The 12156-nt window shown below is 62.2% G+C and carries 11 protein-coding genes; all 11 read right to left on the bottom strand.

From position 1 onward, the window contains the following. Positions 1-152: 152 nt before the first annotated feature. The 11 genes from RTH46_RS22725 to RTH46_RS22675 all read right to left on the bottom strand — a co-directional run bounded on the left by RTH46_RS22725 (position 153) and on the right by RTH46_RS22675 (position 11770). The gene (locus RTH46_RS22725; RefSeq protein ID WP_153786520.1) at positions 153-536 is read right to left on the bottom strand and encodes a YkgJ family cysteine cluster protein; all 384 of its coding nucleotides are present in this window, start codon (positions 534-536) and stop codon (positions 153-155) included. A gap of 201 nt (positions 537-737) precedes the next feature. Next, complete coding sequence (gene alaC, locus RTH46_RS22720) at positions 738-1946, bottom strand: alanine transaminase (protein ID WP_110995869.1); 1209 nt, start codon at positions 1944-1946, stop codon at positions 738-740. A 257-nt stretch (positions 1947-2203) separates the two neighbouring features. Next, positions 2204-3964, bottom strand: a complete 1761-nt coding sequence (locus tag RTH46_RS22715; RefSeq protein WP_153786519.1) for an isocyanide synthase family protein — start codon at positions 3962-3964, stop codon at positions 2204-2206. 22 nt (positions 3965-3986) lie between these two features. Then, positions 3987-4697: an HAD family hydrolase gene (locus tag RTH46_RS22710; RefSeq protein WP_153786518.1), complete on the bottom strand. Its 711-nt coding sequence runs from the start codon at positions 4695-4697 to the stop codon at positions 3987-3989. Next, positions 4697-5689, bottom strand: coding sequence for an isocyanide synthase family protein (locus RTH46_RS22705; protein WP_316906692.1), 993 nt, complete (start codon positions 5687-5689; stop codon positions 4697-4699). The genes RTH46_RS22710 and RTH46_RS22705 overlap by 1 nt, the downstream gene beginning before the upstream one ends. Before the next feature lie 175 nt (positions 5690-5864). Next, positions 5865-6752, bottom strand: a complete 888-nt coding sequence (cyoE, locus tag RTH46_RS22700; protein ID WP_110995870.1) for a heme o synthase — start codon at positions 6750-6752, stop codon at positions 5865-5867. Between the two features lie 11 nt (positions 6753-6763). Then, entirely contained in the window at positions 6764-7096 is a 333-nt protein-coding gene (gene cyoD / locus RTH46_RS22695; protein ID WP_153786516.1) for a cytochrome o ubiquinol oxidase subunit IV, read from the bottom strand. Next, positions 7096-7719 (bottom strand): cytochrome o ubiquinol oxidase subunit III, encoded by a 624-nt coding sequence (cyoC, locus tag RTH46_RS22690; RefSeq protein WP_110995872.1) that lies wholly within the window; start codon positions 7717-7719, stop codon positions 7096-7098. The genes cyoD and cyoC overlap by 1 nt, the downstream gene beginning before the upstream one ends. A 3-nt stretch (positions 7720-7722) precedes the next feature. After that, entirely contained in the window at positions 7723-9744 is a 2022-nt protein-coding gene (gene cyoB / locus RTH46_RS22685; RefSeq protein WP_153786515.1) for a cytochrome o ubiquinol oxidase subunit I, read from the bottom strand. A 3-nt stretch (positions 9745-9747) separates the two neighbouring features. Beyond that, positions 9748-10692, bottom strand: coding sequence for a ubiquinol oxidase subunit II (gene cyoA, locus RTH46_RS22680; protein ID WP_110995874.1), 945 nt, complete (start codon positions 10690-10692; stop codon positions 9748-9750). A gap of 559 nt (positions 10693-11251) precedes the next feature. Continuing rightward, positions 11252-11770, bottom strand: coding sequence for a disulfide bond formation protein B (locus RTH46_RS22675; RefSeq protein WP_316906691.1), 519 nt, complete (start codon positions 11768-11770; stop codon positions 11252-11254). Positions 11771-12156 lie beyond the last annotated feature (386 nt).

Below are 12156 nucleotides of genomic sequence, written 5' to 3'. Positions count from 1 at the left end.
ACAGCACGCCGCTCGGGGCGGTCAAATGGTGTTAATACTATTTCGAGGCGGTACGAACTACGCGGGCTGCAGCGCAGTCGGGATTGGATCCATCCGACAAGCGGTCATGGCCAGTCGCCAGAGTGTGACCGCTTCGCCGTTTCGCTTGCGCCTCAGGCAACCTCGGCGCCGTCGTCCGGCCAATGCGGCTCGTTGGCGCCAGGCGGCGTCAGGGGGGGCAGGCCGTAGGCCGCACGGGCGTCGTCGCAGCTAGGGTTGTGCACACCGTTTTCCCACGACGCATCGAATTCCCGACAGGGGCTCGAGCGGTTCTCGTAGATGCCGCAGGCGACCTGCTTACCGATCTCGCCACCCAGGCTGGTGCAGCGGCAGGGCTTGGCGTCGGTGCCGATCATGGCGACGCGGGTCGGATTGATCTGTACCACCAGGTCGTCCGGCACCAGGCCGCCGGCCGACTGGCATTCACCCCAGAAGAAAGACACACGAAAGTAGCCGCAGCAGGCGCCGCAGGTCAGGCAAGGGTTCTGTTCGGACATGATGACCAGGGAGGGAGGTTGTTGTTATCGGGGCGAGCGCCCGCGGCGCTATTTTTAATCCAGGCGCGACTGGCTGAGAAGGGGGGAAATGAAAAAAAGATCGCCGCTGATCGGCGTAAAAGCATCGCGGGGCAAGCCCGCTCCCACGCCATCACCAGACGGCGTGGGAGCGGGCTTGCCCCGCGATCAGGTCGGACCTGCTTACTTGCTGGTCAAACCATCGGCCCGGAACATCTGGCGAATGCCGCGGATGGCCTGGCGAATGCGGTCCTGGTTCTCGATCAGGGCGAAGCGCACATGGTCATCGCCGTAGTCACCGAAACCCACGCCCGGCGACACGCAGACCTTGGCTTCGGCCAGCAGCTTCTTGGAAAACTCCAGCGAACCGAGGTGTGCGTACTGCTCGGGGATCTTGGCCCAGACGTACATCGACGCTTTGGGGTTCTCGACCATCCAGCCCATCTCGTGCAGGCCCTTGACCAGCAGGTTGCGGCGCTGGCGGTACTGCTCGGCGATGTCGCGCACGCACTGCTGGTCGCCTTCCAGTGCGGCGATGGCCGCCACCTGCAAGGGGGTGAAGGTGCCGTAGTCGTGGTAGCTCTTGATGCGTGCCAGGGCGCTGACCAGCTCCGGGTTGCCGACCATGAAGCCGATCCGCCAGCCGGCCATGTTGTAGCTCTTGGACAGGGTGAAGAATTCCACCGCGATGTCCTTGGCCCCCGGCACCTGCATGATCGACGGCGCCTTCCAGCCGTCGTAGACGATATCGGCGTAGGCCAGGTCGTGCACCACCAGCACGTCGTACTGCTTGGCCAGGGCCACCACGCGCTCGAAGAAGTCCAGCTCGACGCACTGGGCAGTGGGGTTGGACGGGAAGCCGAGGATCATCATCTTCGGCTTGGGGATCGACTCGCGGATCGCCCGCTCCAGCTCGTTGAAGAAGTCCACGCCCGGCACCAGCGGCACCGAACGCACCTGGGCGCCGGCGATCACCGCGCCGTAGATGTGGATCGGGTAGCTGGGGTTGGGCACCAGCACGGTGTCGCCCTGGTCGAGGGTGGCGAGCATCAGGTGCGCCAGGCCCTCTTTCGAGCCGATGGTGACGATGGCTTCGCTTTCCGGGTCGATCTCGACCTCGTAGCGGTCCTTGTACCAGTTGGAGATGGCCCGGCGCAGGCGCGGGATGCCGCGCGAGGTGGAATAGCCATGGGTGTCTTCACGCTGTGCGACCTGCACCAGCTTCTCGACGATGTGCGGCGGGGTGGCACCATCGGGGTTGCCCATGCTCAGGTCGATGATGTCCTCGCCACGGCGGCGGGCAGCCATCTTGAGCTCGGCAGTGATGTTGAAGACGTAGGGGGGCAGACGATCGATGCGCGCGAAACGGCGCGGCGAACCTGGATTGGCCATGGTTTCCTCTGGAGACGTAAGCGCCCGGAACCGTCCGAGCGACGTTGGCCGCTGCGGCGGCCGAATCAGAAGATAATCCCGCCAAGTAAAATTCGCAAAGGATAATTTTCTGTTTTTATAAAAATTTTCAGGCGCAAAATTTGAAAAAACAGAAAATTCAAAATCGACGATTTCCCTGTGGGAGCGGGTTTACCCGCGAATGCGTCGGTGGATCCACCCTCGAATTCGCGGCCCACTCCCACAGTCAGTTCAATGAATCAATAAACCTGCACCCGCCACAACTCGCGCGAAGCCGAGGCCGCGCTCATGGGCAGGCGCCCATGCAGGGTCTGGTAGTTGTCGATCAGCACCAGGTCGCCCGCCGCCCACTCATGGGCGATCAGGCACTGAGGGTCGTAGACCAGCCCATCGAGCTGTTCGATCAACCCGCGCTGGTACGCCTCATCGCCCCCCTGCACTTGCTGCTCCAAGGTCTGCAGCGACGACTCGCAACCTTCCTGGTAACGCAGCACCGGCTCGCCCGTGCGGGGGTCGCGGTCCACCAGTGGATAGGTACGTGGCGAGCCGCCGAAATAAGTCATGCGCGTGTAGTAGGTGATGTCGACGCCCTGCCACTGCCGGGCCACCTTGAGCCCGACCTGGCGCAGGGCGTTGCGGCTGTCGACGATGGTGGTCTGCCCTTCCCCGGGCTGCGGCGGGGTCTTGCAGTAGAGCATGAAGGTATGGGCGCAGAACTTGGGATCGCGCTGCACCAGCGGGTCGCTGTCGGGCAGCAGGTTGAGGTCCCAGTGCAGCGGCGTCTTCTCCAGCGAATGCACCACGCCCTGGGGCCGGTCGGCCGGCTTGACCACGTGCACCTCGCCGAAGGCCCAGCGGTAGATGGTGCCGAAGCGCGCGCAGTCGGCGGCGAAGTCGGACTGCTCGGCGTACTCGCAACCTCGCAGGCAGACGAAGCCGAAACTGCGCACCAGCGCCTGCAAGGTCTCGGTGCTGAGCTGTTGCGGGCCCTGCCCCGAGGGTGCGCTGACCACCAGGCCGAACAGCGGTAGCTTCTGCAGCTCGAAGCGATAGCCCTCCAGCGCCTCGCCGCAGGTTTCATGCAGCAGCCACGGCCGTCCTTGCCAGGTCACCTGCACGTGCCGGGCGCTATCGATCTCGGCATGGCCGCGCAGTGCCTGGCCGCCGTCGAGCTGGCGCACCGGTACCGCGTGCCAGGGGCTGACGACCTGGCCCAAGCCCTCGGCCAGGGCCAGGGTGAACTTGGGGCCGGCATTGTCGTACTGATGCACCGACAGGCGAATGTGTTCGGGGAAGAAGCGATCGACCGCCGCGTTGAGCGCTTGGCCGCGCAGCATCATCTGGAAGGCCTTGTGGGAGATCTGGTGCAGGTGCTCGTCGCGGTCCTGCCCGGGCTCGCCGCACAGGCGCAGGTCGTTGTACAGATGGCTGCACAGCTTGTCGTGGCTGCGGGCCAGGGTGTCGTCGTGCTGGCATTGCTCGATCAGGGCCTCGACGTGCTTCCACGGCAGGCGCGCCTGCTTGACCAGGGTCGCGCGCAGCGCCTCGGGGCTGCTGGCCTGGGGGAACAGATCTTCCATGCTCACCCAGCGGATGCAATGGGTGACGCACAGGCTGCGCAGCGCCTGGTTGTAGGCGCGGCGTACCTCGTCGGGCACACCGACGATGTCGTTGAAGGTGGTGCCATCGCTGAGGATAGCGATCTCGCAGCCTGGCGCGTGCAGCGCGGCGATCTCCTGGCCGAGGCGGTCGAGGCGCTCGATGGCCATCACCTCGCCGTAGTCCGGCAACACGCCGAAGGTCTTGTCGCGGTCGTTCGGCGACTTGCAGGGAAAGCCCGGCAGCACCATGCGCACCGGCTCGCCGCGTGCGAAGCAACGGGCCAGGCCCTGGGCCAGGCGAGCTTTGCCGGTGTCGGCGAAACGGTCGCCCTCGGCCTTGAGCAGATAGCCGTCCAGCACCTGGCTGACGGCTGCGATCCAGCTGTCTTGGTCATGCATGTCTTGTCGTCCTTTGGTGGTGTTACAACGAACCGGCCCGTTCCATGGGTTGGCTCAAGAGGGAGACAGCCGCCGGGCACAAGGCCGCGAGCAGCTGATCAGGGGCCTGGCAGTACGCCTGCGGGCGGTGGGCTCGCAATGTCTCGGGCTCGCCATAACCCCAGCCGGCAGCGACTACCGGCATTCCGGCGGCATGCGCCGTCAGCAGGTCGATAGTCGTGTCACCGACGAACAGGCAGTCGCCAGGGGCGACGCCAAGCCGCTCGGCCGCCTGCAACGCGGCGTCCGGAGCCGGTTTCAACGGCTGACCCGGCTGATGCCCGATGACTGCGTCGAAGGCCGTGGCCGGCAACAGCAGCTCCAGCACTTGCCGGGCCAGGGTGTGAGACTTGTTGGTGACCACGGCCATGGGCAGGCCGCGCGCCGCAAGCGATTCGAGCAACTGCTCGATGCCGGCATAGGGGCGGGAGAACTGCACCAGGTGCTGACGGTAACAGGCGCTGTAGTCCGCCAGCAGGCGCCCGGCGTCCGGCGTACCCTGTTCCAGCGCCACCTGTTCGATCATCGCCGCCACGCCTCCGCCGACCAGGGCGCGCAGCCGTGTCTCGGGCAGCGCGGCCAACTGGTGCTGCGCCAATACGTGATTCAGGCACCAGGCAATATCCGGCAGGGTGTCCACCAGGGTGCCGTCCAGGTCGAACAGCACCGCTTGCGCTTCGCTCAGCCGCATCATCAGTGCACGCTCGCGTAATGGCAGGGGCGACCGCGACGGAACACCAGGCGGCTGTAGCGTTCATCGACGTTGCTGCGCCGCTCGAGGGTGACCACGCCGCGGCGCTTGATGGCCACCGAGTGCCAGGGGGTGCGCCACAGGTCGCTGGTGGGCACCAGGCGGATACCGATCTTGCTCGACACCGCCAGCTGCGGGTGGATCGACAGACGCAGGCAGTGCGGGTAGCGCTCCTGCAGCAATGCGCTCCAGGCTTCGCTGCGCTGGATCACCCGCTGGGAGGCCGGCTTGGCTACCTTTTTCACCGCGTTCATGCTCATGCCGGCGAAGTCCGCCAGGCCCGAGTAGTCCTCCGCGAGGAAGCGGTGGATCCCGCAGTACATCAACATCATGTGGTCCTCGGACTCGAAGCGTTGCTGCAACGCGCGCAGCGACTGGCCGTGCTCGATCATCAGTTCTTCGCGCATGGAGTCCAGGCAGCCAAGGTGCGGGTAGGCGTCTTTCAGGTCGAACAGGGTGAAGCTGCCCGGATAGTGCTGGTCGGCGTAGCGCTGGATGTCGTCGGTGTAGGCCTGGACGTGGGTGTCGGGCACCCGCACCAGGTCGGAGAACACGTAGCCGTCGGAGCAGATATGGATCACCGCGCCAGGCGCATGCAGCGCTTTAATCTCTTCGCAGAGCCGGTGCAGTTCGTCGATGGCGTGGTGCTCGGCCAGGTCCGGCAACGGGCCGAGGGTTTTCTGGCGATTGGGTGACTTGCCTGGGAATGCCGGCAACACCATCTCGATCGGCAGGCCCTGCTCGAGCGCGGCCAGGACCTTGGGCAGATGTGGCGCGAGCGCGGCTTCGTCCAGCGCAGGGTCTTGCCCAGGCGCCAGGCTGCGGCGGCTGAACAAGCATTGCAAGATAGCGAGCGCGGTGTCCAGGTGGGCAACGGGGTGACGCTGGCGCAGCAATGCGCCACACGCCGAAAGCGCAAGGCTCGGTTCGGTCATGGAACAATCCTTTGTCTGAATAGGAAACGCGGTAACTTCACCGCCGGGTCATCCTGACCCGCGGCGGATAAATTCCGGCAAAGTGGGTAACGATGTCAACTCCGTCCCGATGAATTTTTTCCAGGCAAAAAAAACGCCCCGGCAAGCCGGGGCGTTTTTCTGAATCAGTCATCGGTCAGCGTGCGTAGGTCATCAGCACATCGGCTGCGGTCTGGCTGTCCACACCCATCATCACGCTCAGGGCGGTGACGGTGAGGATGGAGAAGCCGAAGACCTTGCGCGCCCACTTGCTGTCGTCCTCGGCCTTGTAGCCGCCCCAGGCCATGTACAGCCAGTACAGGCCCATGGCGGCTGCCACGGCGAGGTAACCCAGGCCGGCGTAGCCGCCCAGGGTCAGCATCAGGGTGGCGAGCACGAAGGCCAGCACGTACAGCACGATCTGCTTCTTCGCCGCGAGGATACCGCGCGCCACCGGCAAAACCGGAATGTTGGCGGCGCTGTAGTCCTTGAAGCGGAAGATGGCGATGGCGAAGCTGTGCGGCATCTGCCACAGGCTGAACATCACCAGCAGGGTCACTGCAGCCAGGTCGAAGCTGTTGCTCACGGCGCAGTAGCCGATCACCGGAGGCATGGCACCGGACAGGCTGCCGACCAGGGTACCGTGCACCGATTTGCGCTTCAGCCAGAGGCTGTAGAAACCGACGTAGACCACGAAGCCAACCAGGGCGCAGAACGCCGACAGCGGGTTGGCCTGCACATACAACAGGCTGAAACCGGCCACCCCGAGCAGGGTGGCGTAGATCAGCGCGAGGGTCAGCGACATGCCGCCCTGCACCATGACGCGGTTCTTGGTGCGCTCCATCTTGTGGTCGATGTCGCGGTCGATGCAGTTGTTGAACACGCATCCGGACGCGACCACCAGCGAGGTACCGATCACCACTGCCAGGAACAGGGCGAAGTCCACTTGGCCCTTCGCGGCAAGGAAGAACCCGCCTGCCACGGAAAGCACGTTACCGAAAATGATCCCCGGTTTGGTGATTTGGATAAAGTGCTTCACGGACATGCAGTCTTACCTCACTTGGCCATCATTTCGAAGTGGATGCTGAACATGATCCACAGCGACAGGCCGACCAACAGTGCAATAACCAGAACGGTGAACAGGAACGTCGACACGTTGGAGCGCTGCTCTTTCGAGCGGTCCATGTGCAGGAAGTACACGAGGTGCACTACCACCTGGATGACGGCCATGGCCACCACGATCAGGACGGTCAGGTTCTTCGGCAGGCTCGGGTACATCACCAGGCCGAACGGGATCGCGGTCAGGATGATCGACAGTACGAAGCCGATCATGTAGGACTTCACGCTGCCGTGATTACCTTCGTGATGAGTGTCGTGTGCGTTAGCCATTACAGAACCCCCAGCAGGTAGACGACGGTGAATACGCAGATCCAGACCACGTCGAGGAAGTGCCAGAACAGGCTCAGGCAGCTCATGCGGGTCTTGGCGGTCGGCGTGATGCCGTGCTTGTTGATCTGGTACATCATGATCGCCATCCAGATCAGACCGGCGGTCACGTGCAGACCGTGGGTACCGACCAGCGCGAAGAACGCCGACAGGAAGCCGCTGCGCTGCGGGCCGTAGCCCTCAGCGATCAGGTGATGGAACTCGTAGATTTCCATCGCGATGAAGCCAGCACCGAACAGGAAGGTCACAGCCAACCAGCCCAGTACACCTGCTTTCTTGCCGTCGAACATCTTCAGCATGGCGAAGCCGAAGGTGATCGAGGACAGCAGCAGGAACGCGGTTTCAACCAGCACGAAGTCGAGCTGGAAGATGTCGTGACCCGACGGGCCGCCGGCGAAACCGCCGGACAGCACCGCGTAGGTGGCGAAGAGCGACGCAAACAGGATGCAGTCGGTCATCAGGTACAGCCAGAAACCGAGGACGGTCATCTGGCCCGAGTCGTGGTGGTGCTCGTCGTGCCCATGGTCGTGACCATGAGCAGCACCGTGGATTACTTGACTGGACATTGATTACACCCGTTCAAACGATTCGACACGTGCGCCGCCGGCAGGCAGTACACCAGCCTTGGCCAGCGCCTTCATGCGCTCGCCTTCGATGCGCGCCACTTCTTCGGCCGGAACCATGTAGCCCTGGTCGTCACGTGCAGCGTGGCGAACGAAGACCGCGATGGTCGCAACCAGGCTCGCGCCCACCAGCCACCAGATGTGCCAGATGAAGGCGAAGCCGAACACGGTCAGGAACAGACCCATGAACAGACCGGTGGAAGTGTTGCTCGGCATGTGGATCGCTTCGTACTTGGCCGGAACCTTGTACGCAACGCCGGCTTCCTTGGCTTCGTGCCAGGCGTCCAGGCCAACTTTCTCAGGCATGTGAGCGAAGTTGTAGAACGGAGGTGGCGACGAAGTGGACCACTCGATGGTACGGCCGCCCCATGGGTCGCCAGTGACGTCCATGTTGTCTTTGCGGTCGCGAACCGACACGAAGATCTGGATCAGCTGGCAAGCGATACCGAACAGGATCAGCACGGCGCCGACAACGGCTACGTACAGGTAGGGTTCCCACAGTGGGTTGTCGGAGTGGTTCAGACGACGGGTCATGCCCATGAAGCCCAGGGCGTACAGCGGCATGAACGCAACGTAGAAGCCCGACAGCCAGAACCAGAAGGCAGCTTTGCCCCACTTCTCGTTCAGGGTGAAACCGAAGGCTTTCGGGAACCAGAAGGCGAAACCGGCGATGTAGCCGAATACCGCGCCACCGATGATCACGTTGTGGAAGTGAGCGATAACGAACAGGCTGTTGTGCAGAACGAAGTCAGCACCTGGAACGGCCAGCAGTACGCCGGTCATGCCACCGATGGAGAAGGTGACCATGAAGCCCAGGGTCCAGAGCATCGGTGCGGTGAAGCGCACACGGCCTTGGTACATGGTGAACAGCCAGTTGAACAGCTTCACACCGGTCGGAATGGAGATCAGCATCGTCGCCAGGCCGAAGAAGGTGTTGACGCTGGCGCCGGCACCCATGGTGAAGAAGTGGTGCAGCCAGACCGCAAAGCCGAGGATGGCGATGGCGCCCGATGCGTAGATCATCGAGTGGTGGCCGAACAGGCGTTTGCCAGAGAACGTCGAAGTCACTTCCGAGAACACGCCGAAGGCCGGCAGGATCAGGATGTAAACCTCAGGGTGACCCCAGGCCCAGAACAGGTTGACGTACATCATCGGGTTCCCACCAAGCTCGTTGGTGAAAATGTGGAAGTCCAGATAACGGTCAACGGTCAGCAGGGCGAGTGCAGCGGTCAGGATCGGGAACGAAGCGACGATCAGCACGTTGGCCCAGGTGCAGGTCCAGGTGAAGATCGGCATGTCCATCAGCTTCATGCCAGGTGCGCGCATCTTCATCACGGTGACGAGGAAGTTCACGCCGGTAAGCGTCGTACCCAAGCCTGAGAGCTGTAGCGCCCAGATGTAGTAGTCGACACCCACCCCAGGGCTGTACTGAATGCCCGCGAGCGGCGGATAGGCAACCCAGCCGGTCTTGGCGAATTCACCAACGCCCAGCGAGATGTTGACCAGCAGCACGCCTGCCAGCAGCAGGTAGAAGCTCAGGGAGTTCAGGAACGGGAAGGCAACGTCACGTGCACCGATCTGCAGAGGAACCGCCAGGTTCATCAGGCCGGTGAAGAACGGCATCGCCATGAAGATGATCATGATCACACCGTGGGCGGTGAAGATCTGGTCATAGTGTTCAGGCGGCAGGTAGCCTTCGGAGCCACCGGTAGCGGCAGCCAGCTGGGTACGCATCATGATGGCGTCGGCGAAGCCGCGCAGCAGCATGACCATAGCGACGATGATGTACATCACGCCGATTTTCTTGTGGTCGACCGTGGTCAGCCACTCGGTCCACAAGTAGGTCCACTTGCGGAAATAGGTGATGGCACCAACGACAGCGATACCACCGAGCGCGATCATGGCAAGCGTCACCATGACTATCGGCTCGTGATACGGTATCGCCTCCAGAGTTAATTTACCGAACATCTCTTACTCCTCTGCACCGGCAGCTGGTTGCATACTCGATTCCACACCCTTGGTAGTGGCCAGATCTTTGCTGCCTGCTTCTTCGTGGACCGGCTTGCCGCGGTTCATGCCTTCGTACTTGTCGACGATGCGCTGGAACTGGTCAGCCGGTGCCTCGCTGTACAGCGCGACCGGGTTGTTTTCGCTTGGTTTGGCCAGGGCTTCGTATTCGGCCTTGTCCAGCTTCTTCGGCGAGGCCTTCACTTCAGCGACCCATGCATCGAAGTCAGCTTGCGAAGTGGCGGTTGCCTTGAATTTCATACCGGTGAAACCGGCGCCGCTGTAGTTGGCGCTGATACCGTCAAACACACCGTTCTCGTTGGCGATCAGGTGCAGTTTGGTGGTCATGCCAGCCATGGCGTAGATCTGGCCGCCCAGGCCCGGGATGAAGAACGAGTTCATCACGGCGTCCGAGGTGACGCGGAAGTTGACCGGGGTGTTGGCCGGGAAGACGATCTTGTTGACCGTGGCAATGCCTTGTTCCGGGTAGATGAACAGCCATTTCCAGTCCAGCGCGACCACGTCGATCTGCACCGGCTTCACATCGGAATCCAGTGGACGGTACGGGTCCAGCTTGTGGGTGGAGTGGTAGGTGACATAACCCAGGGCGATGATGATCAGGATCGGGATGATCCACACCGCGGCCTCGATCTTGGTCGAGTGCGACCAGTCAGGGGTGTAGGTGGCGGACTTGTTGGAAGCACGGTACTTCCAGGCGAACGCCAGGGTCATGATGATCACGGGAATTACCACCAGCAGCATCAGGCCGGTGGCGATCAGGATCAGGTTCTTCTGCTCAATGCCTACCTGGCCCTTCGGGTCGAGCAGGGTCCAGTTGCACCCACTGAGTAAAAGCATGCCTAAAAAGGGCAATATGCCAAACAGTCTGGGGTAACGCTTTTTACTCATCTCACGACCTCTAGATCAGCTTGCTTCAATGCAATTGTGTTTTGGTAGCCAACACTTCGTCCTGCCAAGCGTTAGCATTTCGAGCCCGAATTCGCCCCTGCCTGGGGTCCGACTGCTGGACCTGGGCGCGAGCGGCTATACGGTGCTTTATGGTTTCGTAGGCAAACGGCCTGTACTTCAGACCAAGTCCATTTGGTGCGGGAAAACGCGGAGGGGTGTCCGCCCGGATCGCCGTTGGGCGAAACTTGTCGAAGTCAGCAATAAGAAAGCGCTGCGGCTTCCTTCAATCCTGCGACTCGCAAGCAGTGCCGAACGGAAATTGGGGGCGATTGTAGATAGGTCGCCCCCCATTGACTATGACTTATTGAGCAACAGTCTTTTACAGAACCCGTAACAATAGCACCCCAAAAATCAACTTCGCGACAGTTTGTCGCACCCCGCGCAGTAGCCCTGAAACCCTTGTAGCGCAAGGCTTGGGGCTTGATCCAGAGCAACCCTGGGAGCTGATTTGCTACTTATCTCGCCGCGCAATAGACCTGGGTCAAACAAGGACTTTGGTCTAACGAACGGTGCGTTCGTGGCGACGGTTACGGTAGATCCCCAGCGGCACCAGGATGGCCGTCAGCACGAACGCCAACAGGGCCCACTGGGCAAGCGACAGACCGAGGATCGGTGGGTACGGCGTGGAGCAGAAGCCGTCGACCTGGAAGGCCAGCGGCCAGAGCTTGGCCAGCGGCAGGTCATCGACGATCGGCTGCAAGGTGTCGATACCACAGCTGACCATCGGGTTGGCGAGTATATACACATGGTTGCCGGCTGAAACGATGCCACCGATGGCACTGAGCACCACCAGAGCCTCGAACAGGGTCAGGCTTTTACGCCCGGGCATGGCCGCGGCGATGAAGGCGAAGATCGCGATGAACAGCAAGGCATAGCGTTGCAGGATACACAGCGGGCAAGGCGCTTCGCCCAGCACCACCTGCATGTACAGGGCACCGCCGATCAGCGCCAGGCAGATCAGGCCGAGGAGCACCAGAAAGCGCCGTTCGCGGTTCAGGCGCGATGAGAGTTCGTTCATTGCCGATTCCTTCGATGGAGAGTGGCAGCGCTGGCTGCCCGAGGGGCGCCAAGTCTACACGCTGGAGTGGACCTGTGACTGCGTCGAGGCACGGTGAGCGCGGCTATCCATTGATGACCTAGGACCGAGCGGGTCGGTTTCGGTTCACTGCTGCGCGTAAAAAACACGGCAGCCCGAGCGCCGGACAGGGACAAGCCCCTCGACACTCGGGAGTGAAGGATACAGTGATTAAAGGAGGATTAAAGATGAACGCGGGTGTAACCGCGTTCATCACTTCTTTATATAGAAGAGAGGCTGGGCCCAATCGCTGCGGTTCGGCGCTCGGCCTGTTCGGCCTTGCACGCTGAATGCAGACGTCCGTTTCGTTCTCGATTACCCACGGGCGG

This window comes from Pseudomonas sp. zfem004, from assembly GCF_032621715.1.
Lineage (GTDB): Bacteria > Pseudomonadota > Gammaproteobacteria > Pseudomonadales > Pseudomonadaceae > Aquipseudomonas > Aquipseudomonas sichuanensis.
Note: the sequence above shows the minus strand (reverse complement) of the source record. Positions and strands in the feature narration are given on the sequence as shown.